Origin of the sequence: Aquimonas sp. (assembly GCF_044377145.1) — a bacterium.
In the GTDB taxonomy this organism is placed as follows: Bacteria; Pseudomonadota; Gammaproteobacteria; order Xanthomonadales; family Xanthomonadaceae; genus Aquimonas.
This window is the reverse complement of the sequence record NZ_JBILJQ010000012.1, coordinates 1-23,091: the sequence shown is the minus strand read 5'-3', so window position 1 is coordinate 23,091 and position 23,091 is coordinate 1. Positions and strand designations below refer to the sequence as shown.

Annotated in this window: 18 protein-coding genes; 14 read left to right on the top strand and 4 right to left on the bottom strand. The window is 66.5% G+C overall.

Features of this window, described 5'->3' with window-relative positions; all coding sequences use genetic code 11:
* Window positions 1-13 precede the first annotated feature (13 nt).
* The 8 genes from ACIQ7H_RS05760 (at window position 14) to recJ (ending at window position 10,742) form a co-directional block, all read left to right on the top strand.
* Window positions 14-763, top strand: coding sequence for an S-methyl-5'-thioinosine phosphorylase (locus tag ACIQ7H_RS05760; protein ID WP_395789310.1), 750 nt, complete (start codon window positions 14-16; stop codon window positions 761-763).
* Between the two features lie 5 nt (window positions 764-768).
* Window positions 769-1,554 carry a 4-hydroxy-tetrahydrodipicolinate reductase gene (gene dapB / locus ACIQ7H_RS05755; RefSeq protein ID WP_395789308.1) on the top strand — a complete coding sequence of 262 codons (786 nt, stop codon included), beginning with the start codon at window positions 769-771 and terminating at the stop codon, window positions 1,552-1,554.
* 237 nt (window positions 1,555-1,791) lie between these two features.
* Window positions 1,792-2,919 carry a glutamine-hydrolyzing carbamoyl-phosphate synthase small subunit gene (carA, locus tag ACIQ7H_RS05750; protein ID WP_395789307.1) on the top strand — a complete coding sequence of 376 codons (1,128 nt, stop codon included), beginning with the start codon at window positions 1,792-1,794 and terminating at the stop codon, window positions 2,917-2,919.
* An 18-nt stretch (window positions 2,920-2,937) separates the two neighbouring features.
* Complete coding sequence (locus ACIQ7H_RS05745) at window positions 2,938-4,377, top strand: hypothetical protein (RefSeq protein ID WP_395789305.1); 1,440 nt, start codon at window positions 2,938-2,940, stop codon at window positions 4,375-4,377.
* On the top strand, window positions 4,361-7,603 hold the full coding sequence (gene carB, locus ACIQ7H_RS05740) for a carbamoyl-phosphate synthase large subunit (protein ID WP_395789303.1): 3,243 nt from the start codon (window positions 4,361-4,363) through the stop codon (window positions 7,601-7,603). The genes ACIQ7H_RS05745 and carB overlap by 17 nt, the downstream gene beginning before the upstream one ends.
* Window positions 7,600-8,076, top strand: a complete 477-nt coding sequence (gene greA / locus ACIQ7H_RS05735) for a transcription elongation factor GreA (protein WP_395789300.1) — start codon at window positions 7,600-7,602, stop codon at window positions 8,074-8,076. The genes carB and greA overlap by 4 nt, the downstream gene beginning before the upstream one ends.
* Window positions 8,073-9,020, top strand: coding sequence for a phosphoglycerate mutase (locus tag ACIQ7H_RS05730; protein ID WP_395789298.1), 948 nt, complete (start codon window positions 8,073-8,075; stop codon window positions 9,018-9,020). Before greA ends, ACIQ7H_RS05730 begins: the two co-directional genes overlap by 4 nt.
* 30 nt (window positions 9,021-9,050) lie before the next feature.
* A complete protein-coding gene (gene recJ, locus ACIQ7H_RS05725; protein ID WP_395789296.1) occupies window positions 9,051-10,742 on the top strand; it encodes a single-stranded-DNA-specific exonuclease RecJ in 1,692 nt (563 codons plus the stop codon).
* 6 nt (window positions 10,743-10,748) lie between these two features.
* On the opposite strand, the gene ACIQ7H_RS05720 is transcribed toward recJ, so the two are convergent.
* The gene (locus ACIQ7H_RS05720) at window positions 10,749-10,964 is read right to left on the bottom strand and encodes a hypothetical protein (protein ID WP_395789294.1); all 216 of its coding nucleotides are present in this window, start codon (window positions 10,962-10,964) and stop codon (window positions 10,749-10,751) included.
* Window positions 10,965-11,269: 305 nt separating this feature from the next.
* On the opposite strand from ACIQ7H_RS05720, the gene katG reads away from it, so the two are divergent.
* The gene (gene katG, locus ACIQ7H_RS05715) at window positions 11,270-13,465 is read left to right on the top strand and encodes a catalase/peroxidase HPI (protein ID WP_395789292.1); all 2,196 of its coding nucleotides are present in this window, start codon (window positions 11,270-11,272) and stop codon (window positions 13,463-13,465) included.
* A 260-nt stretch (window positions 13,466-13,725) separates the two neighbouring features.
* On the opposite strand, the gene ACIQ7H_RS05710 is transcribed toward katG, so the two are convergent.
* Window positions 13,726-14,799: a DUF11 domain-containing protein gene (locus ACIQ7H_RS05710; protein WP_395789290.1), complete on the bottom strand. Its 1,074-nt coding sequence runs from the start codon at window positions 14,797-14,799 to the stop codon at window positions 13,726-13,728.
* A gap of 903 nt (window positions 14,800-15,702) precedes the next feature.
* On the opposite strand from ACIQ7H_RS05710, the gene ACIQ7H_RS05705 reads away from it, so the two are divergent.
* Window positions 15,703-17,802, top strand: coding sequence for a sulfatase-like hydrolase/transferase (locus tag ACIQ7H_RS05705; protein ID WP_395789288.1), 2,100 nt, complete (start codon window positions 15,703-15,705; stop codon window positions 17,800-17,802).
* 140 nt (window positions 17,803-17,942) lie between these two features.
* Here ACIQ7H_RS05705 and ACIQ7H_RS05700 read toward each other — a convergent pair whose 3' ends face one another.
* On the bottom strand, window positions 17,943-19,013 hold the full coding sequence (locus ACIQ7H_RS05700; protein WP_395789286.1) for a lipase secretion chaperone: 1,071 nt from the start codon (window positions 19,011-19,013) through the stop codon (window positions 17,943-17,945).
* A 4-nt stretch (window positions 19,014-19,017) separates the two neighbouring features.
* A complete protein-coding gene (locus ACIQ7H_RS05695) occupies window positions 19,018-19,950 on the bottom strand; it encodes a lipase family alpha/beta hydrolase (protein ID WP_395789284.1) in 933 nt (310 codons plus the stop codon).
* A 254-nt stretch (window positions 19,951-20,204) separates the two neighbouring features.
* Between ACIQ7H_RS05695 and ACIQ7H_RS05690 the strand changes: the two genes are divergently transcribed.
* The 4 genes from ACIQ7H_RS05690 (at window position 20,205) to ACIQ7H_RS05675 (ending at window position 23,022) form a co-directional block, all read left to right on the top strand.
* Window positions 20,205-20,936, top strand: coding sequence for a L,D-transpeptidase family protein (locus ACIQ7H_RS05690; protein WP_395789282.1), 732 nt, complete (start codon window positions 20,205-20,207; stop codon window positions 20,934-20,936).
* A gap of 272 nt (window positions 20,937-21,208) precedes the next feature.
* Window positions 21,209-21,565: a hypothetical protein gene (locus ACIQ7H_RS05685; RefSeq protein ID WP_395789281.1), complete on the top strand. Its 357-nt coding sequence runs from the start codon at window positions 21,209-21,211 to the stop codon at window positions 21,563-21,565.
* Between the two features lie 34 nt (window positions 21,566-21,599).
* On the top strand, window positions 21,600-22,466 hold the full coding sequence (locus ACIQ7H_RS05680; protein WP_395789279.1) for a DMT family transporter: 867 nt from the start codon (window positions 21,600-21,602) through the stop codon (window positions 22,464-22,466).
* A complete protein-coding gene (locus tag ACIQ7H_RS05675; RefSeq protein WP_395789277.1) occupies window positions 22,459-23,022 on the top strand; it encodes a hypothetical protein in 564 nt (187 codons plus the stop codon). Before ACIQ7H_RS05680 ends, ACIQ7H_RS05675 begins: the two co-directional genes overlap by 8 nt.
* Window positions 23,023-23,091 lie beyond the last annotated feature (69 nt).

Below are 23,091 nucleotides of genomic sequence, written 5' to 3'. Positions count from 1 at the left end.
ACACGGAACCGCAATGGACATTCGACTTGGCGTAATCGGCGGCACCGGCGTGTACCAGCTGGCGCAGCTGCAGCAGGTGCAGGGCATCGAGCTGGAGACGCCCTACGGCAAGCCCTCCGGCCCGGTGCGGGTCGGGTTGCTGGATGGGCAGCAGGTGGCGTTTCTCGCCCGCCACGGCGAAGCCCACAGCGTGGCGCCGCACCGCATCAACTACCGCGCCAATGTGCATGCGCTGCATCAGCTTGGCGTGCAGCGGCTGCTTGGTATCAACGCGGTCGGCGGCATCGGCGAGCGCATGGGCCCGCGCGTGTTGGCCGTGCCGGACCAGATCATCGACTACACCCACGGCCGCCTGGCGAGCTTCTGCGATGTCGAAGGTGCCAAAGTCGAACATGTCGACTTTACCCATCCGTACACGCCCGCCCTGCGCACTGCGCTGCTGCGCGCCGGCGCCGATATCGAGGTGCGTCTGGTCGACCGCGGCTGCTATGGCGCGACTCAGGGGCCGCGTCTGGAGACCATCGCCGAGATCGCGCGGATGCGCCGCGATGGCTGCGATCTGGTCGGCATGACCGGCATGCCGGAAGCCGTGCTCGCGCGCGAGCTCGGCATCGAGTACGCCAGCCTGTGCCTGGTCGCCAACTGGGCGGCCGGCTGCGGCGATGCCGAGGAGATCACCATGGACGAAGTGATGGAGAACATGGCGGCCGCGATCGGCGTGGTGCCGGCCCTGTTGTCGGCGCTGCTGCGCCGGCTGGCATGAGCGCCATGAGCACCCCGCGTCCGCGACTGCTGATCCATGGCGCCTCCGGTCGGATGGGACGCAGCCTGCTGTCCCTGCTGGCGGAATCGACGCAACTGCAGCTGGTCGCTGCGGTCGCCAACGCCCCGCGCGCGGACCTAGGCGCGCTGGCGGTGCTTCGGCCGGCGCAGATCGGACAGGCGCCGGCTTTCGACGTGGCGATCGACTTCAGCGCGCCGCAGGCGCTGCCGGGCCTGGCCGAAGCCTGCGTTGCGCGCGGTGCGGCACTGGTGTCAGGTACCACCGGTCTGGATGCGGACGCGCTCGCCGCCCTGAGCACCGCTGCGCTGAAAGTGCCGGTGCTGTGGGCGGCGAACTTCAGCCTGGGCGTTGCCCTGTTGGCCGCGCTGTCGCGAATGGCGGCAAGCGCGGTGCCGGACTGGGATTGCGAGATCATCGAGACGCATCATCGGCGCAAGCAGGACGCCCCGTCCGGCACAGCCTTGCGATTGGGCGAGGCGGTGGCCGCAGGCCGCGGGCAAGTACTTGCGGATGTTGCTCGACACGGACGCGCCGGTTCCGAGGCGCCGCGAATCGAAGGCGAGATCGGCTTCCATGCGATGCGCGGCGGCGACGTAGTCGGCGACCACAGCCTGCTGTTTGCCGGCGAGGCTGAATGCATCGAGCTCAGCCATCGCGCTCTCAGCCGCGAGGTGTTCGCACGCGGCGCGCTGCGTGCGGCGGTATGGCTGAGCGGGCGAACCCCCGGCCGTTACCACATCGAAGACGTGCTCGGCTTGCCCCACAGCTGAGCGGCAGAGGCCGCTGCGAAAGGCCCGGAGCGTGACGCAGCTTCGATCTGGCGCCGGCTCGGCGGTGGACAGCCTGCGGGGTGAACCGTAAACTTCCGCGTCGCCTGCTCCCCTTTTCGCCCCCCTTCCACGATGGCTTCCGGACCTGCTTGATGCAAGCCCGGCGGTTTTGCACAAGCTGCGTCAAGCCGCAGCGTGGTTGGGGCGCCTCAAACGCTCCCACAAGGCGAATCGCTCGTGACCCAACCTGCACTACTGGCCCTGGCCGACGGCACCGTGTATCGCGGTGTGTCGGTGGGCGTTTCCGGCTGCACCGTCGGCGAGGTGGTGTTCAACACCGCCATGACCGGCTACCAGGAGATCCTGACCGATCCCTCGTACGCTCAGCAGATCGTGACCCTGACCTACCCGCACATCGGCAACACCGGTTGCACCGACGTCGACGACGAGTCAACCCAGGTGCTGGCCACCGGCCTGATCATCCGCGAGCAGCCGACGCCGGCCAGCAACTGGCGCAGCCAGGCCGAACTGCCGGAGTGGCTGGCCGCGCGCGGCGTGGTCGCCATTGCTGAAATCGATACCCGCGCGCTGACCCGTCGGCTGCGCGACAGCGGCGCGCAGAACGGCTGCATCCTGGCGGGCGAGGGCGCCTCGGTTGAGGAAGCGCTGCGCCGCGCGCGCGAGTTCCCCGGCTTGAAGGGCATGGATCTCGCCAAGGTGGTCAGCGTCAGCGCGCCCTACGAGTGGACGCAGGGCCGCTACGTACTGGACCAGCAGCAGTTCGAGCAGCCGCAGGCCGTGCGCCACGTGGTCGCCTACGATTTCGGCGTCAAGCGCAACATCCTCCGCATGCTGGCTGAGCGCGGCTGCCGCTTGACCGTGGTGCCGGCGCAAACCACCGCCGAGCAGGTGTTGGCGCTGAAGCCCGACGGTGTGTTCCTGTCCAACGGCCCCGGCGATCCAGAGCCCTGCGACTACGCGATCACAGCGATCCGCCAGTTCATCGACGCGAAGATCCCGACCTTCGGAATCTGCCTCGGCCACCAACTGCTTGGACTTGCAGCCGGCGCACGTACGCTGAAAATGAAGTTCGGCCACCACGGTGCCAACCACCCGGTGCAGGATCTCGACAGCGGCAAGGTGATGATTTCCAGCCAGAACCATGGCTTTGCCGTCGACGAGGCCAGCCTGCCGGCAAATGTGCGCGCCACTCATCGCTCGCTGTTCGACGGTTCGCTGCAGGGCATTGCCCTCACCGACGCGCCGGCCTTCAGTTTCCAGGGTCATCCGGAAGCCGCGCCGGGTCCGCACGATGTGGCTGGGCTGTTTGACCGCTTCATCGAGATGATGCCGCAACCGCGCTGATCCCAACGGGAGCCCGCCATGGCACGCACTAGCAATCGAGGTCCCACCCGCCCCGCGCGCGCGGGCTGGATGCGTCTGTTGTTCACCCGCGTGCTGCTGCCGCTCGGCGTGCTGGCGGGCTTGCTGTGGTGGCGCATCGATGTTGCGGTCGACGATCAGCTCAAGCCGCTGCAGCAGGTTGCCGATGTTCGCCGTGGCCGGACCTTCTTCAATCTGCAGGGCGAAGTTGGCGTGGCCAGCCTTCGCGTCGCGCCGTTTGACGCGGCGGGCGGTGATGCGGTGAGCGTGCGCACCGGTCGTGTTGCCCTTCAGACCCCGGGCTTGTGGTGGCTGATCCGAGCCAGCGTGCTGGGCGTACCCGACGAGCTGCCCAGGCGGCTCGGTTTCAGTGTTGCAAATCTTGAGATCGAAGGCCGCGCGCAGGGGCCGGAAGCGGGATTCATCGGCGCCTTCAGTTCAATGCCGATGGAGGCCGCCGGCTGCAAGGCGGACCTGTGGACGCGTGCCGACATCCAGTCGATGGGCTTACCTGCCAGCGACACTGTACTCGCGGCCGTGTTTGAACACTCCGACGCGGGCATTGCGTCGATATCGACTTCGCTATCGACCGCGGGCGTCGGCCGGATGGAGGGCAGGCTCGCGCTCAGCGTGCCCGGTTCGGGCGCGCCGCAAGTGGAGTCGTTCGCGCAGGCGCAATTGGTGGAGCTGTCGCTCGCCTTCATCGACGAAGGGTTCATGGACGCGCGCAATCGGTTCTGCACCGAACGCGTCACCACCAGTCTCGCCGACTTCAGCGGTGTGCATACCGAGGCCGTGACCGGCTTGCTGCGCACGGTCGGTCTGCGCCCGGATGCCGACCTGTTGCGCGCCTACACCCGGTTCGCCAGCGAAGGTGGCGAGCTGCGAATCGAGACCCGTCCTTCCGCCAACGCCAGCCTGCTGGCAATGGCGACGATGGATCGCGAAACCCTGTGGCAGACGCTGTCGCCCTACGTGAGGGTGACCGGCATCGACCCCGTGAGATTCGCCTTCGCCTTTGTGCGCCCAATGAGCCTGCGTGCCCAACAGCGCGCCGCCGAGATCGCCCAGGCACGCATGCTCGACGGGGTGCCGCTGGACCCCGACATGCAGGAGGTCGTTTCCGAGCTGCCGCGCATTCCGACCCCCGAGCCACCGGTGGTGCCGGTGCCGATGCCCGAGCGTGACGGCCGCATCGCCTACGCCGACCTTGCGCCCTACGTCGGTCGCGAGCTGCGCGTCGCGACCATCTACGGCAGCGCCCGCCGCGGCACCCTGCTGGACTATGCCAAGGCGCGGCTGGTGCTGCGCCTGCCGGACTCCCAGGGCGGCTTCGACCTGACCGTTCCGGCCGAGACCGTGCGCGAAGTCCGCGTGCTCGACGCCGCCGCCATCCAACCCGATTCCTCTACCGACATCACCAATGCCCAAGCGAACTGATCTAAAGACCATCCTCATCATCGGCGCCGGCCCGATCGTTATCGGCCAGGCCTGTGAGTTCGACTACTCCGGCGCGCAGGCCTGCAAGGCGCTGAAGGCTGAGGGTTTCCGCGTGGTGCTGGTGAACTCGAACCCTGCCACGATCATGACCGACCCGGACACCGCCGATGCGGTCTACATCGAGCCGATCAACCCGGCCACAGTCGAGAAGATCATCGTCAAGGAGAAGCCCTGCGCCCTGCTGCCGACCATGGGCGGACAGACCGCGCTGAATTGCGCGCTCGACATGGCCGATGCCGGCACGCTGGAGAAATATGGCGTCGAGCTGATCGGTGCCTCGCGCGAAGCCATCCGCATGGCCGAGGACCGCGAGCTGTTCCGCATCGCCATGGGCGAGATCGGTCTGGATTGCCCGAAGGCCGCTGTCGCGCGCAGCTTCGAGCAGGCGATCGAGATCCAGGCCAAGGTCGGCTATCCGACCATCATCCGGCCGAGCTTCACCCTGGGTGGATCTGGCGGCGGCATTGCTTACAACCGCGAGGAGTTCGAGGACATCATCAAGCGCGGTCTGGAGCTCTCGCCGGTGCACGAAGTGCTGGTGGAAGAGTCCGTTCTGGGCTGGAAGGAATTCGAGATGGAGGTTGTCCGCGACCGCGCGGACAACTGCATCATCGTCTGCTCGATCGAGAACCTCGACGCGATGGGCGTGCACACCGGTGACTCGATCACCGTGGCGCCCGCGCAGACCCTGACCGACAAGGAATACCAGCGCCTGCGCGATGCCTCGATCGCGGTGTTGCGCAAGATCGGGGTCGACACCGGCGGCTCGAACGTGCAGTTCGGCATCAACCCGAAGAACGGCCGCGTCGTCGTGATCGAGATGAACCCGCGGGTGTCGCGCTCATCGGCGCTGGCCTCGAAAGCCACCGGTTTCCCGATCGCCAAGGTCGCGGCCAAATTGGCGGTCGGCTACACGCTGGACGAGCTGCGCAACGAGATCACCGGCGGCGCCACGCCGGCCAGCTTCGAGCCGGCCATCGATTACGTGGTCACCAAGATTCCGCGCTTCGCGTTTGAGAAGTTCCCCGCTGCCGACTCGCGTCTGACCACCCAGATGAAGTCGGTGGGCGAGGTGATGGCGATGGGCCGCAGCTTCTCGGAGTCGCTGCAGAAGGCCCTGCGCGGGCTGGAGACCGGGCGCACCGGGCTCGACCCGATGCTGCCGACCCAGCTCGATGCCGACGGTCAGCTGGAGCTGCGTCGCCAGCTGCGTGAGCCAGGCCCCGATCGTCTGTTCTACGTCGGCGATGCCTTCCGGCATGGTCTGTCGGTGAACGATGTGCACACCCTGTCGGGGATCGATCCCTGGTTCCTGCGCCAGATCCAGCATCTGATCCGCACCGAGGCCGAAGTCGCGGCGCAGGGTCTGGTCGCCTTCGATGCCGAGCGTGTGCGTGCGCTGAAGCGCCTGGGTTTCTCCGACATGCGCCTGGCCAAGCTGCTGGGCACCGACGAGAAGGCCGTGCGCGCGCTGCGCCATGCCTTCGGCGTGCGCCCGGTGTTCAAGCGTGTCGACAGCTGCGCCGCCGAGTTCTCGACCGACACCGCCTACCTGTACTCGACCTATGAGCAGGAATGCGAGGCGGAGCCGACCAACCGCAACAAGATCATGGTGCTCGGCGGCGGCCCGAACCGGATCGGCCAGGGCATCGAGTTCGACTACTGTTGCGTGCATGCCGCGCTCGCCCTGCGCGAGGATGGCTACGAAACCATCATGGTCAACTGCAACCCGGAAACGGTTTCGACCGATTACGACACGTCCGACCGCCTGTACTTCGAGCCGCTGACGCTGGAAGACGTGCTGGAAATCGTCGACAAGGAAAAGCCCAAAGGCGTGATCGTGCAGTACGGCGGCCAGACCCCGCTGAAGCTGTCGCGCGCGCTCGAAGAGGCCGGCGTGCCGATCATCGGCACCAGCCCGGACTCGATAGATCTCGCCGAGGATCGCGAGCGCTTCCAGCAGATGATCGTCAAGCTCGGCCTGAACCAGCCGCCGAACCGCACCGCGCGAACGCCGGAGCAGGCGCTGCTGATCGCGCACGAGATCGGCTACCCGCTGGTGGTGCGCCCAAGCTACGTGCTCGGCGGCCGCGCAATGGAAGTGGTGTACTCCGACGCCGACCTGTCGCGCTACATCCGCGACGCGGTCAATGTGTCGAACGAGTCGCCGGTGCTGCTCGATCGCTTCCTCGACAACGCGGTCGAGATCGATGTCGACGTGGTCGCTGATGCCGAAGGCGGCGTGCTGATCGGCGGCATCATGGAGCACATCGAGGAAGCCGGCGTGCACTCGGGCGATTCCTCCTGCTCGCTGCCGCCGTACTCGCTGTCGCAGGAGCTGCAGGACCAGCTGCGGGTGCAGGTCGCGGCGATGGCGCGCGAGCTCAAGGTGATCGGCCTGATGAACACCCAGTTCGCGATCCTGCCGGACGGCGCGGGCAGCGGCACGGTCTACATCCTCGAGGTGAACCCCCGCGCCTCGCGCACGGTGCCCTTTGTCAGCAAGGCGACCGGCCGACCGCTGGCCAAGATCGCGGCGCGCTGCATGGTCGGGCAGAGCCTGGCCGAGCAGGGTGCCACCGAAGAGATCGTGCCCGACTACTGGTCGGTGAAAGAGGCGATCTTCCCGTTTGCCAAGTTCCAGAACGTCGATCCGATCCTCGGCCCCGAGATGCGCTCGACCGGCGAGGTGATGGGCGTCGGCCGCAGCTTCGGCGCGGCCTTTGCGCGTGCACAGGAGGCCGCCAGCATCCGCGTGCCGCCACGCGGCAAGGCGTTTGTGTCGGTGCGCGACCCGGACAAGCTGCGCCTGTTGCCGGTGGCCGAGCTGCTGGTGAAACAGGGCTACAGCCTGATCGCCACTGCCGGCACCGCGGCCTTCCTGGGCGAGAAGGGCTATACCTGCGAGATCGTCAACAAGGTGGCCGAGGGCCGGCCGCATGTGGTCGACCTGATCAAGAACGGCGAAATCGTGTATATCGTCAACACCACCGAGGGCCGCCAGGCGATCGCGGATTCGTTCTCGATCCGTCGCGAGGCGCTGCAGCATCGGGTCACCTATTCCACCACCATCTCCGGCGCGCGTGCATTGCTGCACTCGCTGGAGTACCGCGGTTCCGGCGGCGTGTTGTCGCTGCAGGAGCTGCACGAGGAGTTGAACGCATGAGAGCCCCCCTCACGTTGAAAGGCTCGCAGCGTCTGCGCGAAGAACTTGAGCACCTGAAGTCGGTGAAGCGTCCTGAGGTGATCACTGCGATCGCCGATGCACGCGCCCACGGCGACCTGAAGGAAAACGCCGAGTACCACGCGGCCCGCGAGCAGCAGGGTTTCATCGAGGGCCGCATCAAGGAGCTGGAGTCAGTGCTGTCGCACGCACAGGTGATCGACGTGTCCAAACTGGCCGCCGGCAGCAAGGTGGTGTTCGGCGCGATCGTCGAACTGGCCGATGCCGAGACCGACGAAGAGGTCACCTATCAGATCGTTGGCGACCTCGAATCCGACATCAAGAGCGGGCTGATCTCGGTGTCCGCGCCGATCGCGCGCGCGCTGATCGGCAAGAACGAAGGTGACACGGTCAGCATCGTCGCGCCCAGCGGCGAACGCCGCTACGACATCATCAGCGTGCGCTACGACGGATGAGCGGAGCCGGCTGTCTGCTGTTGTTGCCGCCACGCGCCAAGCTGCGCGGTGAGCTCTCCGAAGCACCGTCCCTGCAGCGGCTGATCGGCCGCGGTGATGCGCTGGAAGATGGCGAAGCCGGCGAGCTGGGCCAACTCGGCCGGATGTTCGACATCGTGCCGCTGGGTCTGCCGGCAGCCGCGTTGTCGCGGCAGTTCGACTGTGGCGATGCCGGCGGCGCACAGTGGCTGCGAGCCGATCCGGCGTTCCTGCAGCCCGAGATGAACGGGGTCAGGCTGATGGCGGTGGGCGAGCTCGGGCTGCGGCCCGAAGAAGCCTCCGCACTCGCTGAAGCGCTGATGCCCTTGTTCGGCGATGCCGGCCTGCCGCTGAGCGCGCCGACCACCCAGCGCTGGTATCTGCAGGTCGAGAGCGGAGCGCGCATTCCGACCTTTTCCTCGCCCGAGGACGCCCTCGGCGATGACTACGGCAGCCACATGCCGCATGGCGACGAAGGCCGCCGCTGGCGCGCGCTGTTGAACGAGGCCCAGGTGATCCTGCACAACCACCCGGTCAACCAGGCGCGTGTCGCTGCGGGTCGCAACCCTGCCAACGCGCTGTGGGTGTGGGGCGGTGGTGCGCTGCCGCAGCAGGTGCTGTCGGGCGTCGGAGCACTGTATTCCTCCGAAGTGCTGGCTTGCGGGCTGGCCAAGCTGGCCGGCATCAGCATCGAACGGATCGAAAGCGACGAGCTACCCGAGCAGTTGGAGGATTCCTCGATCGACCTGCGCGGTGCACGCAGCCTGGAGGCGCTGGAGTCGGCGGTGTTTGCGCCACTGATGGAACGCGTCGGCAAGGGCAAGCTGTCGGGCCTGACGGTGGATTTCGGCGATGGCAGCGGCTGGAACTACCGCCGCAACCACGGGCTGCGCTTCTGGAAGCGTCCTGCCACCAGTTTCCAGTAGGGCAGGGCCTTGCTGATCCAGCGTCGACTGGTGCCTGAAGTTCCGCTGCTGCAGGACACCCGCCTGCATCCGGTGCTGCGGCGCGTGTATGCCGCGCGCGGCGCGCAGTGCCTGCATGACCTGGATCTCAGCCTGTCGGGCCTGCTGCGCCCTGAGCTTGGTGGCATCGAGATCGCACTCGATTTGCTGCTGGCCGCGCGCAAGGCGCAGTCAAGCGTGCTGGTGGTCGGTGACTTCGATGCCGATGGCGCCACCGGAACCGCAGCCGCCATCCGCGGCCTGCGTCTGCTGGGTTTTCAGCGGCTCGCCTATCGGGTGCCGAATCGCTTCCTGCATGGCTATGGTCTGTCGCCGGCACTGGTGGAGGAACTGCAGCCGGCGCCCGACATCATCCTGACCGTCGACAACGGGGTGGCCGCGCACGCGGGCATTCAGGCCGCCCATGCGCGTGGTATCCGCGTGCTGGTCACCGACCATCATCTGCCCGGCGATTCACTGCCGGCAGCCGACGCGCTGGTCAACCCGAACGCGCCCGGCTGCAGTTTCCCGAGCAAGGCGTTGGCTGGTGTTGGGGTGGTGTTCTATCTCCTGCTGGCGCTGCGAGCGCGCCTGCGCGACTCAGGTGAGTTCGCGGGCGCGCCGCCCGATCTGGGCAGCCTGCTGGATCTGGTCGCGCTGGGCACCGTGGCGGATCTGGTACCGCTGGATCGCAACAACCGGCTGCTGGTGCAGGCGGGATTGAAGCGCATTCGCGCCGGTCGAGGCTGTGCTGGCATCCGGGCCCTGTACCGCGTGGCCGGTCGCGATCCCAGCCGAGCCAGCGCCACCGATTTCGGCTTCGTGCTCGGCCCGCGCATCAATGCGGCCGGACGGCTGGAAGACATGGCGCTCGGGATCGAATGCCTGCTCGCCGACACCGACAGCCTCGCGTTCGAGTTGGCCCAGCGCCTGCAGGCGCTGAACGTCGAACGCCGCGATCTGCAGCAGCAGATGGTCGAACAGGCGGAGGCCGCGGTGCTGCGCGCAGATCTGTCAGCGCAGTCGCACGTCGCCGCTGGTGTGGCCTTGGCCGATGCCGGCTGGCATGCGGGGGTGATCGGGCTGGTCGCCTCCAAGCTGAAGGAACGTCTGCATCGACCGGTGTTCGCGCTGGCGCCCGGCGATGACGACGGTCGTGAGTGGAAGGGCTCGGGGCGCTCGATCCCCGGCTTCCACCTGCGCGACTGTCTTGCCGAAATCGACTCCCGAAATCCGGGGTTGTTGATCCGCTTTGGTGGCCACGCGATGGCGGCCGGGCTGTCGATTGCCGGAAGCCGCGTGGAGGACTTTCTGCGCGCATTTGCGGACACTGTCGAACGCCGCATCGACCCGGTCCTGCTGGCGCCGGTTATGCACACCGATGGCGCGCTGGAAGCCGCTGACTTTCAGCTCGATCTGGCCGAGATCCTGCGCGAGGCCGGGCCCTGGGGGCAGGCATTTCCCGAACCCCTGTTCGACAACGAATTCGAGGTGGTCGACTGGAAGGTGCTGGGCGAGCGTCACTTGCGGCTTTCCCTGCGTCACCCGGGGAGCCGACTGCCGCTGCCGGCAATCCATTTCGGCGGCTGGACCGGGCAGCCGCCCGCGGCGCGCGTGCAGGTGGCGTATCAGCTCGGCAGCGATGAATACCGCGGCTCGCGCGACCTGCGCCTGTTTGTGCGGCATCTGAGCTCGATCGAGTAGCTGCGCTCACGCGATTTCCGGTGCAGTCGAACAGGCCGCTGACACCTCTGAGAGCCCGCGTAGCGGCTGCACCGGCAGCCGATCCGAGCGCATGCAGGTCGGATCGGCGCCGGTCTCAGCAATCCCTGCGGATGATTGGAGCCGCCGCTTCCAGGTGGTCTGATGCAGACCGTGTCGGCGATCGCGCAGGTTGCGCACGATGCCGGGTGCGCGTGCGCGCATCAGATCATCCAGACGAGGGTCGGCGAAGGCCACCTGCAGCGCCGTAGCTGATCGCCGAGGGCAGGCACGCGCACTGCATGGACACCCCCGCAAGCTCCTTGATCGCTCCAGCGAGGGAAGCAGCCACTCGGAGGCTTGACGCGGGGCAAAACGGCGCAGTTACCTTCGATCGGCGCGATCGATCGTTTCCAGCCGAAACTGATACCCGAAGCCTATCCTTGTCATCGACACAAACGATTTCAACTCGCAGCGGTCGCGAGCCAAGCTGCCGAACGATTCACCAACCCACACCAAAGGAGAGAACCATGTCTTCCGAATCCAAATGCCCGTTCGCGGGTGGCACAGGCAGCCATGCGGTCGCGACCGGCCAGAGCAACGCCAGCTGGTGGCCGAATCAGCTCAACCTGAAGATGCTGAGCACCCAGTCCTCGAAGTCCGATCCGATGGGTGCGGGGTTCAACTACGCCGAGGCATTCAAGACGCTGGACCTTGACGCTGTCATCAAGGACCTGACCGCTCTGATGACCGACTCGCAGGACTGGTGGCCGGCGGACTATGGTCACTACGGCCCGTTCTTCGTTCGCATGACTTGGCATGCTGCCGGCACCTATCGCATTCACGACGGCCGCGGTGGCGGCGGCACCGGTGCGCAGCGCTTCGCGCCGTTGAACAGCTGGCCCGACAACGGCAACCTCGACAAGGCGCGGCGCCTGCTGTGGCCGATCAAGCAGAAGTACGGCAGCAAGCTGTCGTGGGCCGACCTGTTGATCCTGGCCGGCAATGTCGCGCTGGATTCGATGGGTCTGAAGACCTTCGGTTTCGGTGGTGGCCGCGCCGACATCTGGGAGCCGGAGGATGAAATCTACTGGGGTCCTGAGACCACTTGGCTGGGCGACCAGCGCTACAGCGGTGATCGCGAGCTCGCGAATCCGCTCGGAGCGGTCCAGATGGGTCTCATCTACGTCAATCCTGAGGGCCCGAACGGCAACCCTGACCCGCTGCTGTCGGCACGCGATATCCGCGACACCTTCGCCCGCATGGCGATGAACGACTACGAAACCGTAGCCTTGGTTGCCGGCGGACACACCTTCGGCAAGAGCCATGGCGCAGGTGATGTCAAACACGTCGGTCGTGAACCTGAAGGTGCGGAAATCGAACAATTGGGGCTCGGCTGGGCCAACAGCTTCGGCACCGGCAAGGGCGAGCACACGATCACCAGCGGCATCGAAGGTGCCTGGACCGCGACCCCCATCAGCTGGGACAACAGCTACTTCGAGACTTTGTTCGGCTTCGAGTGGGAACTGAGCAAGAGCCCCGCTGGCGCCCATCAGTGGAAGCCAACCGACCCCGCTGCTGCGACGCTTGTCCCGGATGCGCACAATCCGTCGAAGCGCCACGCGCCGATGATGACGACCGCCGATCTCGCTCTACGCTTCGACCCCGCTTACGAGAAGATCTCCCGCCACTTCATGGCAAATCCGGCCGAGTTCGCGGATGCCTTCGCCCGGGCCTGGTTCAAGTTGCTGCACCGCGACATGGGGCCGCGAGCGCGCTACCTCGGAAAGCTCGTTCCCGACGAGGTGTTGATCTGGCAGGACCCGGTTCCTGCTGTCGACCACCCGCTCGTCGACGCCCACGATGTCGATGCGCTGAAGTCCAAAGTGCTGGCATCGAATCTGTCGGTCTCCGAGCTGGTCTCCACTGCTTGGGCGTCGGCATCGAGCTTCCGCGGTAGCGACAAGCGCGGCGGCGCCAACGGGGCGCGCATCCGCCTGGCTCCGCAGAAGGATTGGGAGGCGAACCAGCCCGCTCAGCTCGCCAAGGTGTTGGCCGGCCTCGAAGCGATCCAGAACGAGTTCAACGGTGCGGCGCCCGGCGGCAAGAAAATCTCGCTGGCCGACCTTATCGTGTTGGCCGGAGGCGCAGCCGTCGAGTTCGCGGCCAAGCAGGCGGGCGTTGCGGTGACTGTCCCGTTTGTTCCAGGCCGAACGGATGCCACGCTGGAGCAAACCGACGCCGAGTCGTTCGAAGCTCTCGAACCAAATGCCGATGGTTTCCGCAACTACGTGCGAAAAGGGTTCGAGCCGGCAGTCGCAGAGCTGCTGGTCGACAAGTCACAGCTGCTCAAACTGACCGCGCCGGAAATGACCGTGCTGGTGGGCGGCTTGAGGGTGCTGAATGCGAACGTCGGCAAGCTGCAGCACGGCGTGTTCACTCAACGTCCGGAAGTGCTGACCAACGACTTCTTTGTCAACTTGCTCGACATCGGCACGCAATGGAAGCGATCCGATGCCGACAAGCATGTGCTTGAAGGCCGCGACCGCGCCAGCGGTGCGCTGAAGTGGACCGGAACCGTAGCTGATCTTGTGTTCGGTTCGAACTCACAGCTGCGCGCGTTGGCCGAGGTCTATGCGACGCATGAGGCGCACGGCAAATTCGTGCATGACTTCGTTGCCGCGTGGCACAAGGTGATGAGCAACGATCGCTTCGATCTGGCCTAGTCAGCGCGTACAGATTGTGGTCGGCAAGCGTTTGCATTGACCGAACTGCAGCTGCGAAACCGGGGCAACCGCTTCGAACGATGCACGACCACCGAGCCTGCTCAAGGCGATGGCTGCTTCGTGATGAGGGGACAGCCTGAGCTCATCCTCGTCGCTCAAGAAGGCCCGCAACGTTGGTTGTGGGCCTTCTCATTTCGACCGACTGCGAAGTTTCAGTTCAGGCTCAGCGTTTGCGCAGGTCCAGCAGCTTCTGAGAACCCTCAACCGCGGCGACGGAACACCAACACACCGACACTTAGCAGGGCCACTCCGAGCAGGAGCAGGCTGGACAGTCCCAGCGCCGGCACCACGCTGGGCGGCGGGAACGTCGGAAGCGGCGGAGTGCCACTCACGGCGGCGCTGCCACTGTTGTTGGTGGGGGTCGGATCGGTGGTGGCTGAACTGGCGGAGGCAGTGACCGAACCACTGCCGACGGCAAGCGTGGTGGCCAGGTTGGCGCTGATCGCGGCACCCGCGGCAGTCGACCCCGCCCAGATACAAGTGACAGTGGCAGGCGAACCCGCGGCCGTGCAGACGCCGCCAGCACTCGCCGTGCTGCTGAGAAGGTTCAGCGAGGCAGGCAGCGCGATCACGATCTGCGCGTTCTGCGCAGCGCCAGGCCCGGCGTTGGTGGCAGTGGCGGAGACCGCGACTGGCGTGCCGGCAGCGCCCGAAGATGGGGTAACGCCCAGCGTCAAGCTGAGATCAGCCGCCTGGGAGCAGGGCAGGTTCACCACCTGGAACGAGAAGTTGCATGCAGCGGCGCTGGAGGTGTTCGAGACCACCAGCACCAGATTCGTCGACGCGGGAACCTGGAACAAGAACGGCTGCGCGACGCTGGATCCGACATCGCCGATGAAGTTCGCGGCCTGGTTGGCTGGGTTGTAGCTGCCGATGTACGCGCTGGCATGCGCGTTGGTGGCGCAGGGTGTGGGGTTGGCGGCACTGTCGGGGTCAAAATTCACCGTCACGCAAGCCGGTGCGGCACTGGTGTTCGGGTAGGTGAAGGTCTCGTAGAAGTACGCCGTCGTCGCATTGAAGATGCCCGGGTAGGGCTTGCCTGCGCAGGTGCTCGGCATTGCATCGCGGAAGATGCGCCCATTTTGCGAGTTGGTTCCGGAAAAGGCGGAGGTCACCGTGCCGGCCGGCGGGCATACGCCGCCGAGCACCGAGCCGTTGACGGCGGGAAGGGCGAGCCGTGCTGCGGCCGGGGTGCCGACGTCATTCGGCGGCAATTGGGCGTGAGCTGCACTGGCGAGCAACAGCAGTGCAACTGAAGTGAGGCGATTCTTCATGGTGGGTATGTCCTTTTGGAGGTTGATCGACCTTGGTTCGGCGGCTACTCAGCTGCGCCATGGCGCGCAGATGCAGGGGAATGTTCGGCTTGTTGGAATGTCGACCTCGGCGACGGCCATCCCCACTGGCTGCCACTCCGGGTGTTGTGCTTCGCTCACGCGTGGCCCGCAAGACCTGGCGTGCGTCGGGGCGCGCGTGGCGCCCGTCGCAAGTGCGACCCGGAATCGCATCTGGACCCCAGAAAAGTGCCGTCCGGAATGAGGACTGGCATCCGCTTGGCCCGGAACGCATTCAAGAAGCAGAGACACCCCTGTCAGGCCCCTTGGCAGCTCCGACTGCCGCGCGCTGTGTCAAACCCGCTGGGGGAGTATCTCTTGGGATAACTGCGAATTCCATCACTCTTGCATGGTCGAACTGAGATCTCCTCGGAGGTCACGCTGCAGAGTGACGCGACACGCCACGCCACAGCCTGTTCGCGTGTGTTGTTGGAGCACTGCCGCCCACGAACTGCGCGAGTTGCAAGATCCGCGGCGCGTCAGGCGCGCTTGCCCAAGCGGCGGGCTCCCGGCACGCTTGGCCTGTTGCGTCCGCCCGCTTCGGGTGGTCTGGAGTTCGAGCGACGCCTGCGGCTGCGGGGTTCCGGAAGCGAGAGCAAGCCCGACGGAGCCGCGCGCATCAAGCTGTCAGATCTTGCACTCGCGGCCATGCGCACGCGATGTCTTCTGCTCCAGATCCCGTGCCGCTCAAGCCGAGACGCGAGGCCGATCCCCGCCCGTTTGCCGTGCGCGCTATGGCTTCCTGCTGCCCCCGAAGGCTTGACAGGCTTGCCGTCAAAAGTTCTCCATCGGTGTGGCCGATGCTGCTCATCGGCATCCAGCACATTGGCCGGGACAGGAGGTGGCATGAACATCGGCGATAGCAGTCTGCGCACGAGCGCTTCCAGCGGCGACGCCGGCATCGAGGGTCCCGATAGCCAGATGCAGCGCCCCAACATCCTGTTGCTGTTGGTCGACCAATTGGCCTATCCACAGCGGCGCGCCGGCCTGGCCGGCCTCGCCGAGGGAATCAAGCAGGTGCTGTCTTTCCTCGGCAGCCTGGAAGGCAATGCTTACGCGCAGTACTACCCTGGATTCTGCAAGCTGCGCGAGCACGCGGTGGTGTTCACCGACCACAGCATCGCCGAATCCGCCTGCATCCCGAGCCGGGCCAGCATGATGACCGGCCACTACGGGCCGCGGACAGGTGTCACCCAGACCGACGGCCTGTTCAAGAATGGCGATGCGCAGAATTTTCCCTGGCTGCGCGCCGATGGCACGCCGACCGCGGGTGACTATTTTCGTGAGATCGGTTACAGCACGCACTACTTCGGCAAATGGCATGTCAGCGAACCGCCTGAGCACACCCTGCAAGGGTTCGGGTTCGGCGACTGGGAGCTGTCCTGGCCCGAACCGCACGGTGCCTCGATCAACAACCTCGGCACCTATCGCGACTACCAGTTTGCGGATCTTGCCTGCAGTTTCCTGCGCGGGCGTGCGCTCGGTGTGCCCTACAACCGCGCGCTGTCGCAGCGTGCGGTCGACTTCCCTGAACTGCAGCAGCCACCCCAAACCCCGCCGTTTTTCGCGGTCTGCTCATTCACCAACCCGCACGACATCGCGACGTATCCGGGCCTGCCGCGCGGCTTGATGCCGAGCACCGCCGATGGCCAGACCCTGCCGCCGATCGGCCCTGGTGGCTCAGTGCCGATTCCGGCGCAGGGGAGCTACAGCGTGGCGCCCACCGAGGGCAGTTTCCGGGTGCCGCTGAATCCGCTCGGACTGCCGCAGCAGTGTGCCACTGCCTCGCCCACCCAGGACGAAGACCTGCTGCACAACAACAAGCCGAGCGCGCAGTACGACTACTCCTACAAAGTGGCGCTGGGGCTTGCGGCCAAGACCGGTTTGGCGGTCGCACAAGGGCAGGGGGGAGATCCCGCCGACGTGCTCGCGAACGCGGTGAAGGCGACCCTCGCGGTGGCGATTCCGTTTCAGCTGCAGAACGACTCGGCGGGTGCCGCGGTCGGCTTTCTGCAGTACTACGCCTTCATGATTTCGATGGTCGACCGGCACATTCTTCGCGTGCTGGAGACGCTGGATGAGACCGGCCTGCGCGACAGCACAGTGGTGGTGTTCGCCTCCGACCACGGCGAGTTCGGCGCGGCCCACGGCATGATGATCGAGAAGTGGCATTGCGCCTATCAGGAGGCACTGCAGGTGCCGCTGGTGATCAGCGCCAAGCGCTTCAACCCGGCCCACGACAAGCCGCGCGCGGTGGCCGCGCAGACCAGCCATATCGATCTGCTGCCGACCTTGCTGGGTATCGCCGGCGCGACGCCGGAGCAGATCGAAGCCGCGCGCCGGAACCTGTTAAAAACCCATTCCGCCGCGCCACTGCCGGGCTCGAATCTGGTGCCGGTGATCAGGACCGGCGGTGGCCCGGTGATGAGCCCCGATGGCCAGCCGCGACGTGGCGTGCTGTTCGTCACCGACGACCTGATCACTGAACCTTTGCCGCGTGACGACGATCCGCACAATGTCCAATCGTGGCAGCAGTACGCGGTCTACTTGGCCACGCTCGACTACCTGCGCACGCCGCCATCGGACCCGGCCCAGGCCCATCTGTATCGGCCGCAGCTGGCGCCGGGCTCTGTGCGTCAACCGGCCCACGTGCGCGCGCTGCGCTCGGGGCCGTGGAAGCTGGTGCGCTACTGCGACCCGTGGAGCGCGCTGCCGGCGCCGGACCAGTGGGAACTGTACAACCTCGACTCCGATCCGATCGAGTACCTCAATCTGCTGGTCCATGATGCCGAGTTCCCCACCGCGATCGCGCAGCCCGCCCTGCCCAAGGGGCTCAGCCGTAGCGATGTGGAAGCGGTGGCGCACGAGCTCCGCACCGAGCTGGCGCGGCAGGAGGCCGAGCTGCTTTCGGCATACCCCAGCGCGCATCCCTCAGCGGGCGTTTGAAACCAGCCCGCCGTTTGCGCTTGTGCCGACCCGGCGGTCGCGGGAACTGCGCAAGTACGAAGCGACCGGCGCTCGCACGTTTCGAAACTGTGTCGGCGGTCGAATCAACTCAGGTCGTGCCCGCGGTGGTGGCTTGCGCACTATCCGGGCGATGGCAGCAGCCCCGCGACCTGCAGGGATTCCACGCGATGGCGCTCCGGCCCGTCGAAGCTGCGCCTGAGCAGCTCGGCCAGCGCAGTCGCGCGCTCGGCGGCACTCAGCTGGCCGTGCTGCAGCAGCGCGGTGCGCTCGGCGGCGTAACGCTCCAGGCGCCGTTGCCACAGCGCACGCTCTGCATCCAGCGTTTGCAGTCGCGCGGCGGCTTCGGCACCCCAGAGGGCTTCACGCTCGGCTGCGCGGGTGGCCGCATCGAGACCAAGCGCGTCGAACTGACGGGTCTGTTCCTCGGCCAGCTGAGCCGCGCCGGCCTCGTACTGCGCCTGCCGCTCCGCTGGAGGACGTGCTGCCGCGAGCTCGGTCAACGCAGTGTCGCGAAACGTGGCATCGAGATTCTGCAGCGCCATGCGCTGCAGGGTGTAGGCGTCGTAGTCGGCTTCTTCGCCGAACAGCTGTTCGGCGGCATCTCCAAACCAGGCTCGACGCAGGGCCTGCAGCTGGATCCATCGATCCTCCAGGCTGAGCCGGGTCGCCAATGAGGCGCTAGCGTGGCGTAGGCCCAAGTAGCGCTTCCAGGCATCCATCAACTGCGCCGTGGCAGCCTCACCATGCTCGCGCAGGCTGGCCTCGCGCAGCAGTTGGCCGAGTTCATCCAGGCTGAACTCGCCGATGAGGGTGAGGTAGTGCTCGAAGCGACGCAGCAGGTCGCGATCGAGGTGCAAGCGGCCCTGTGCATCGAATCCGATCTCGCCATCGGCCGTTGCGCCGCGCAGCGAGCTGCGCTGCCAGCGCGAGTGCAGGGCGGTGAGTTCCAGGCTTGATGTCCGCGCTGCCGCTTCTGCGGGCGCAGCCGCAGCGACGGTTGATTCCACGTCGCTCGTTGCGGACACGCGGGTGGCAGCGGATGGCCTGGGTTGAATGGGCGGTAGCGCCGAAACCCCTGGCGCCGGCAGCCACCACATCGCCGACAACACCCACGCCACCATCGCCAGCAGCACCGCGATGATCGATAGCGCGCGGCCCTGCACTTTGGTCTGAGCCGCCGCGGTCGGCATGGCTCTACAGCCCGGCGTTCTGCAGCCGGTTCGCGTGCGCGCGCAGCACCGCTTTGGGGCTGGAGGCGAACCAGCTGGTCAGGCCGAGCACCTGATTGACCTGATCCAGATGATTCCAGCCGTAGTCATCGCGCAGCACCACGCCCAGGTGCGAGCTGCAGCGCCCGACCAGGCCATCGTTCTGTTCAAAACCAAAGAACAGGCTGCCGGCGCCGAGCAGTGGATCACTGGCGTCAAGCACATGGGTCAGCACGGCGGTGCCGCCCCAGCTGTAATAGCGGATGCCGTTGACTACCGCGGCGCCTTGCCCGCAGGCAGTGCTCGGCATGCCCTGCGGATGACGCGCGTTGAAGGTGGCGGCGCCGCTGGCGCTGAGCGAGGCCAGCGCGCCAAGCGCGTTCTGCGGGTCGCTGTTGCCCGACAGCACGGCGATGAAGGTGGACAGCGCATTGACGAAGCCGGCCACGATCGGCCGCAGCGCCGAGCCCGGTGGCAGGGTCGCATTCAAACCATCAGCGACCTTGCTGCCGGTGTGCGGCGAGCCGATCGAGGTAACTGACGCCACCAGGTCCGGACGCACCGAGGCGACATAGCGGATGGTCGGCCCGCCGTGGCTGTGGCCGATCAGGTTGAAGCGGCTGTGGCCGTGGATGGCGCGCAGCGTGTCGAGCTCGCGAATCAGCTGTTCGCCGCGGACCTCGCTGAAGTTGCTGGCCGAGACCGTCGGCACGTACACCCGGGCGCCCCCGGAGCGCAGCTCGGCCGGGATGCCGTACCAGTAGTCGTATACGCCGAGAAGCGAGTCGAAGCCGAGCAGGCCGTGCACCAGCACGATCGGATGACGGGTTTTGGTATAGGTCGACTGCGCCAGCGCAGTCACGGAAACACAGCACAACACGACCGCTGCGAGCGCGCAGCGAGCAAGGTTTGCGAACATGACTTCCCTCCCCGAAAGTCTGATTCCTGATGAGACGGTTGAGCCGGCCCGGTGATCTTTGTGGGTGCCAGCGCTGCCGTTCGAGTCCGTTCGCGTTCGTCCTGGGCGCCGACCCTACGGTGGCGTAGGGTGGCCGTCACGCTGCATCGCAGCGAAACCCGTAGTGCAGTAGTTGGCGCGCGCAACTCGCTCATGGGAACTCGTAGCCTTCGCTTGAGGCCAAGCCCGTTCATCCGCGACCAGAGCACCCGTCCATGCATCGATACCTGACCGCGCTCTGCCTGATGTCCGTGCTCTTGCTGATGACTGCACTAGCCATCGGGTTCGTGCAGAACCCGGCATCCGCCAGCGAGCGCGCCGAAGCCGCCGCCACGCGCGTCCTGCCGGCGCTGACCCGCGATCTCGATGCACTGGATGCAGGCCCGGGCCAGCCGGTGTTCCTGCGCATCTTCAAGCGCGAATCCGAGCTTGAACTGTGGGTGCAGCCGCGCGCGCAGGGCGAGCTGAAGTTGTTCAGAACCTATCCAATCTGCGCGTGGTCGGGACGCCTCGGGCCGAAGACTCGCGAGGGTGACCGGCAGGCACCTGAGGGCATCTACAGCATCCGCCGCGGCCAGCTCAATCCGCGCAGCCAGTTTCATCTGAGCTTCAACCTCGGCTATCCGAATGCCTATGAGCGCGCCCAAGGTTGGACCGGCTCGGCGCTGATGGTCCACGGCGCCTGCGTATCGATCGGCTGCTACGCGATGACCGATCCGGCGATCGAAGAGATCTACACCCTGGTCGACGCCGCGCTGCGCGCGGGCCAATCCGCGGTTCCCGTGCACGCGCTGCCGTTCCGGATGGATCACTCGTCGAACAACGAGGACGGCGGGGCACATACCGAGCTGTGGACTTCGCTTGCGGAGATCGATGCCGACTTTGACCAGCGCCGACAGATGCCGCGAGTCGCGGTGTCTGCGGCGGGCTATCGGCTGCTGGACTGAAGGACGGAGCGCCGGCAGCGCGCTGCCATCGCCTGAATCGCGCGCACGGACTGATTCCGCTTGGAGCGCGTGTCGCCCTTGCCTGATACTGCGCGGCCTTCCGCGCGCTGCGCCTCGACGACGTTCGACCTCAACCAGCCCCTTGATGGCGATCACGTGCGCCCGGGCGAACCAACGCCGCAACGCGGTCGCATGGGTCATCCGGCAAGTCCTGAGAACGGATTCGTCTGTGCTCGACCAACACCCATAAGCCCCTGCAAAGACACGCACGCATGAACGCCGACGCAGACACGGTTGTGCTGTATCGACCGACCGGCCCCAGCGAGCTCGCGCTCGTCAGGGCCAGCGGCAATCTGCGCTGGCCACCGCGCCTGCCGGATCAGCCGATTTTCTATCCGGTGACCAACGAGGCCTATGCCGCCCAGATCGCGCGGGAGTGGAACGTGCCTGCCAGCGGCAGCGGTTATGTCACGCGCTTCCATGTGCGTCGCGAGTTCATGCAGCGCTATCCGGTACAGACCGTGGGCGGCCGTGAGCACAGCGAGTGGTGGGTGCCGGCGGAAGAGCTTGAGGCGCTCAACGACAACATCGTTGGCGAGATCGAAGTCATCGCCGAGTTTCATCGCTGATGCTGTCGGCTAGGCGGCATGAGGTACGTTCCGCGTGAGCACCGCGCGCCTCACCCTGCTGACCGCGCTTGCGTTGCTGGCCTTCGCCGGCAACTCGCTGCTGTGCCGGATCGCGCTGCGCGATACCGCGATCGACCCCGCCAGCTTCACCCTGATCCGGATCGTCGCAGGCGCGCTGGTGCTGGCGCTGCTGGTCGGCCTGCGCGCGCCGGCAGCCCTGCGTGCGGGCAGTTGGGCGTCGGCGCTGGCGCTGTTCGGCTACGCCATCGCGTTCTCCTACGCCTATCTCGGCCTGAGCGCAGGCACCGGCGCGCTGATCCTGTTCGGCGCGGTGCAGGCCAGCATGATCGGCTGGGGAATGTTCCGCGGCGAACGCTTTCGCGGCCTGCAGCTGTTCGGTTTCGCGCTGGCGATCAGCGGTCTGATCGGCCTGCTGCTGCCGGGTCTGTCGGCGCCACCGCTGGGCCCCGCCGCACTGATGCTGCTGGCCGGTGTCGCCTGGGGCGTGTACAGCCTGCGCGGGCGCGGTGCGGGCGATCCCACTGCCGTGACCGCAGGCAACTTCATCCGCGCGGTGCCGCTGGCGGTGCTGGCGGCAGCGCTTGCATGGGTCCTTGCGCCGGGTTCCATGCGGGTCGATGCCGCCGGCACCGTGTACGCCTTGAGCTCGGGCGCCCTGACCTCGGGCCTGGGCTATGCGATCTGGTACACCGTGCTGCCGGCGCTGCGGGCCACCACTGCGGCGACCCTGCAGCTGAGCGTGCCCGTGATCACCGCGCTGGGCGGCGTGCTGCTGCTGGCCGAGCCGCTGAGCCTGCGGCTGGTGCTGGCGTCGGTGGCGGTGTTGGGCGGTGTCGCCTTGGTGGTGCTGTGGCCGAAGAGGGAGCTGCGAAATGGATGAGATCGAACTTGAAGGCCGGCATGCGGCCCTACTGGAAGCGCTGAGCGCTTTCGATAGGGCCAGCGAGAAAGACGCGTCGCGCGCGCTGGATGAGCGGGAATACGATGCCACGCACTACCGGTTTCAGGCGGCGATCTTGCGTGAGCCTCTGCCGCGGTCCCGACTGACAGGGGTGCGCGTTGAACATCGCGGACGCTTGGAAGGCTGGGGACTCGCGGACGAATTCATCGTCCACTGTTCCCGGCGTGATGCCTGGAACCTCGGGCTGTGGCTGGTCGCCAGTGTGCTGCATGCGCCGGACCTTGAGCCGGTGCTCGATTTGGCTGACGGTGCCGAGCGGGTTCGCCGGATCCGACTGGAGCGCGAGCAGCCTTCGTTCCGGCCATTCGCGGTGAAGATCGAAAGTTATGACTGGCGCCCGGCCGAGCCCGAGGAATGGCTGCGCAGGGACCCGACTCAGCGCTTTCTCGGTCAGCGCGCACAGCTGCAGCTGCTAAACACCCTACGCGCCTACACTCCACGAGACAGTGACGCAGCACGTTATCTCTCATTCTAGGGCGGCTTTGTTCGGAGACTCCCATGCCAAAGCCGTTGCGGGTTCGCCCGCCAGAAACATCTTCCGCCG

What these genes read in the sequence shown, in the direction of transcription:
- ACIQ7H_RS05760 (WP_395789310.1), top strand. Translation starts at nt 14, where the DNA reads ATGGACATTCGACTTGGCGTAATCGGCGGCACCGGCGTGTACCAGCTG.
- dapB (WP_395789308.1), top strand. Translation starts at nt 769, where the DNA reads ATGAGCACCCCGCGTCCGCGACTGCTGATCCATGGCGCCTCCGGTCGG.
- ACIQ7H_RS05745 (WP_395789305.1), top strand. Translation starts at nt 2,938, where the DNA reads ATGGCACGCACTAGCAATCGAGGTCCCACCCGCCCCGCGCGCGCGGGC.
- carB (WP_395789303.1), top strand. Translation starts at nt 4,361, where the DNA reads ATGCCCAAGCGAACTGATCTAAAGACCATCCTCATCATCGGCGCCGGC.
- greA (WP_395789300.1), top strand. Translation starts at nt 7,600, where the DNA reads ATGAGAGCCCCCCTCACGTTGAAAGGCTCGCAGCGTCTGCGCGAAGAA.
- ACIQ7H_RS05730 (WP_395789298.1), top strand. Translation starts at nt 8,073, where the DNA reads ATGAGCGGAGCCGGCTGTCTGCTGTTGTTGCCGCCACGCGCCAAGCTG.
- ACIQ7H_RS05720 (WP_395789294.1), bottom strand. Translation starts at nt 10,964, where the DNA reads ATGCGCGCACGCGCACCCGGCATCGTGCGCAACCTGCGCGATCGCCGA.
- katG (WP_395789292.1), top strand. Translation starts at nt 11,270, where the DNA reads ATGTCTTCCGAATCCAAATGCCCGTTCGCGGGTGGCACAGGCAGCCAT.
- ACIQ7H_RS05710 (WP_395789290.1), bottom strand. Translation starts at nt 14,799, where the DNA reads ATGAAGAATCGCCTCACTTCAGTTGCACTGCTGTTGCTCGCCAGTGCA.
- ACIQ7H_RS05705 (WP_395789288.1), top strand. Translation starts at nt 15,703, where the DNA reads ATGAACATCGGCGATAGCAGTCTGCGCACGAGCGCTTCCAGCGGCGAC.
- ACIQ7H_RS05700 (WP_395789286.1), bottom strand. Translation starts at nt 19,013, where the DNA reads ATGCCGACCGCGGCGGCTCAGACCAAAGTGCAGGGCCGCGCGCTATCG.
- ACIQ7H_RS05695 (WP_395789284.1), bottom strand. Translation starts at nt 19,950, where the DNA reads ATGTTCGCAAACCTTGCTCGCTGCGCGCTCGCAGCGGTCGTGTTGTGC.
- ACIQ7H_RS05690 (WP_395789282.1), top strand. Translation starts at nt 20,205, where the DNA reads ATGCATCGATACCTGACCGCGCTCTGCCTGATGTCCGTGCTCTTGCTG.
- ACIQ7H_RS05685 (WP_395789281.1), top strand. Translation starts at nt 21,209, where the DNA reads ATGAACGCCGACGCAGACACGGTTGTGCTGTATCGACCGACCGGCCCC.
- ACIQ7H_RS05675 (WP_395789277.1), top strand. Translation starts at nt 22,459, where the DNA reads ATGGATGAGATCGAACTTGAAGGCCGGCATGCGGCCCTACTGGAAGCG.